Origin of the sequence: Burkholderia sp. Ax-1720 (assembly GCF_011753035.1) — a bacterium.
Classification (GTDB): Bacteria; Pseudomonadota; Gammaproteobacteria; order Burkholderiales; family Burkholderiaceae; genus Burkholderia; species Burkholderia gladioli.
Genome location: NZ_VWWK01000390.1, coordinates 1 through 1,959 on the forward strand (window position 1 = coordinate 1; position 1,959 = coordinate 1,959).

Genomic DNA, 1,959 nt, shown 5'->3' on the forward strand with positions numbered 1-1,959 from the left:
AGCCACCGCGGCGCACGCACCGGGCGGCGCGGCCCTGCGCGACGCGCTGGCGGCCTCGCTCGCGCAGGCCGGCATCGTCGGCGCGCAACTGGTGGTGACCGGCAACGCGATCCAGCTCGAGGCGAAGGCGGTGCCCTTCGGCGCCTGGATCGACTGGCTCGAACGCGCGCGCCGCGATACGCGCGTGCGCGTGAGCGCCGCGCAGGCGAGCGCGGACGGCAAGCCCGGCATCGCGACGGTGTCGGCCACGCTCGAACTCGCGGCGATGCAGTAAATATTGCATGGCATACGAAGACCGCTTCGTTTCCTTGCACGGGTCACCGGACTGTCACATGGGCCGATCACAATCGGTCGCTCGATCGCCGCGGGGCCGATCAGCAGGCTCGCGGCGGGGGACCGGCCGCGTCATTCCTCCTCCGGCCAGGGTTTCATGACACGTTTTCGGCCGCCGACCGGCTTGTTCGCGTTGACCGCCTGTCTGTTGTGGCTGCTCGCGTGGCCAGCCTGCCGGGCGCTTGCGCAGACGACGCCGGAGCCGGCTCGGGGCGAATCCGGCGCGGGCGCGGCCAGCGTGCATTTCGACCTGCCGGCGCAACCGCTGGCGCGTGCCCTGCAGGGTTTCGCGCGCGTCACCGAGCTGGTGGTGCTGGCTAGCGCCCCGCTGCTGGAAGGCCGGATGAGCGCACCGCTGGCGGGCGATTACGCGCCGCGCGAGGCCTTGCGGCGGGTGCTGGTCGGCACCGGCCTGCGGGCCGATTTCACGCGGCAGGACGAGGCGATCATCGTTGCCGATCCGGCCTCGGCGAGCGCCGCGCCGGCAGCGGCCGGCGCCACGCCCGACGGCGCCCTGCCGGTCGACGGCATCGAGGGATCGGAGGCGCGCAGCGCGTTCGCCGGCGCGCTGCAGGCACGCATGATCGACGCGCTGTGCGCGCAGCCGGGCGCCGTACCCGGCACGTACCGGTTCGTTGCGCAGTTACACATAGATGAAAAGGGGGCGGTCGTGTCGGTAAACCAGGTGACGTCGAGCGGTGTGGCCGCGCGTGACGCGGCGATCCTGCGTGCATTGCGCGCATTGCGGCTCGACACCATGCCGCCGGCAGACCTGCCGCAGCCGGTGACGATCCTGCTGCGCCCGGTCGGCCGCGGCGTGCATCTGCGTTGCCCGTCGTCGGCGACCGGGAACTAGGCGGCCATGTCGGATACTTCCCGCGCGGGACTCAGGAAGCTCATCGCGACGCGCTACGCGCATCTCGTCAGGCGGCTCGAGCGCGCGACCGGCTCGAAGGACAACGCCGCCGACGCGCTGCACGAGACCTGGCTGCGCCTCGAGAACGCGAACGTCTCGACCCAGGTCGGCAATGCCGATGCGTATATCCTCGGCATGGCCAACAATGTCGCGATCGACCAGCATCGTCGCGAACGTCGCCATCTGCACGAGGACGACATCGAGGCGGTGCTCGAGCTGCCCGATGAAATCGCCGATCCCGAGCGCATCGTCGCGGCGCGCCGCAAGGTGGACACGCTCAAGACGGTGCTGCAGGGCCTCACGCCGCGCCGCCGCGCGATCCTGGTGGCCGCGCGCGTGGACGGCCTGCTCAATCGCGAGATCGCCGAGCAGTTCGGCATTTCGCTGCGCCTGGTCGAGAGCGAGTTGAGCGCGGCGATGAAATACTGCCTGCAGCGCATGCAGGACGATGACGATACGTATCCGGGTTCGCGCGGCGGACCCCGCAAATTTTGAGCAACACGACGATGACCCGAGCCGAGCCCGATACCGCCGACGATGCGCATGACAGCGCCAGCGCCTGGCTGCTGCGGCTGCGCTCCGGCGAAGCGGGGCCGGCCGACGTCGAGGCGTTCGAGCGCTGGTCGGCCGAGCATCCGCAGCGCGCCGCGCAACTGCGCGAGACCTGGAGCCTGCTGCGCACGGCGGCGGGCGAGCTCGCGCGCGAGGAG

Annotated in this window: 4 protein-coding genes; all 4 read left to right on the plus strand. The window is 71.2% G+C overall.

The window, feature by feature from the left end; translation table 11 throughout:
- The coding region (gene gspM, locus F3J18_RS37025) for a type II secretion system protein GspM (RefSeq protein ID WP_166917120.1) at positions 1–274 on the plus strand (274 nt) is incomplete at its 5' end.
- Between the two features lie 156 nt (positions 275–430).
- Positions 431–1,189, plus strand: a complete 759-nt coding sequence (locus tag F3J18_RS37030; RefSeq protein ID WP_166917126.1) for a TonB C-terminal domain-containing protein — start codon at positions 431–433, stop codon at positions 1,187–1,189.
- 6 nt (positions 1,190–1,195) lie between these two features.
- Entirely contained in the window at positions 1,196–1,744 is a 549-nt protein-coding gene (locus F3J18_RS37035; protein ID WP_166917122.1) for an RNA polymerase sigma factor, read from the plus strand.
- A gap of 11 nt (positions 1,745–1,755) precedes the next feature.
- Positions 1,756–1,959 (plus strand): DUF4880 domain-containing protein (locus F3J18_RS37040; RefSeq protein ID WP_166917124.1); only part of this gene is annotated, 204 nt, incomplete at its 3' end.

Excerpts from the sequence above, each read along its gene's own strand:
- F3J18_RS37030 (WP_166917126.1), top strand. The coding sequence starts at position 431 with ATGACACGTTTTCGGCCGCCGACCGGCTTGTTCGCGTTGACCGCCTGT.
- F3J18_RS37035 (WP_166917122.1), top strand. The coding sequence starts at position 1,196 with ATGTCGGATACTTCCCGCGCGGGACTCAGGAAGCTCATCGCGACGCGC.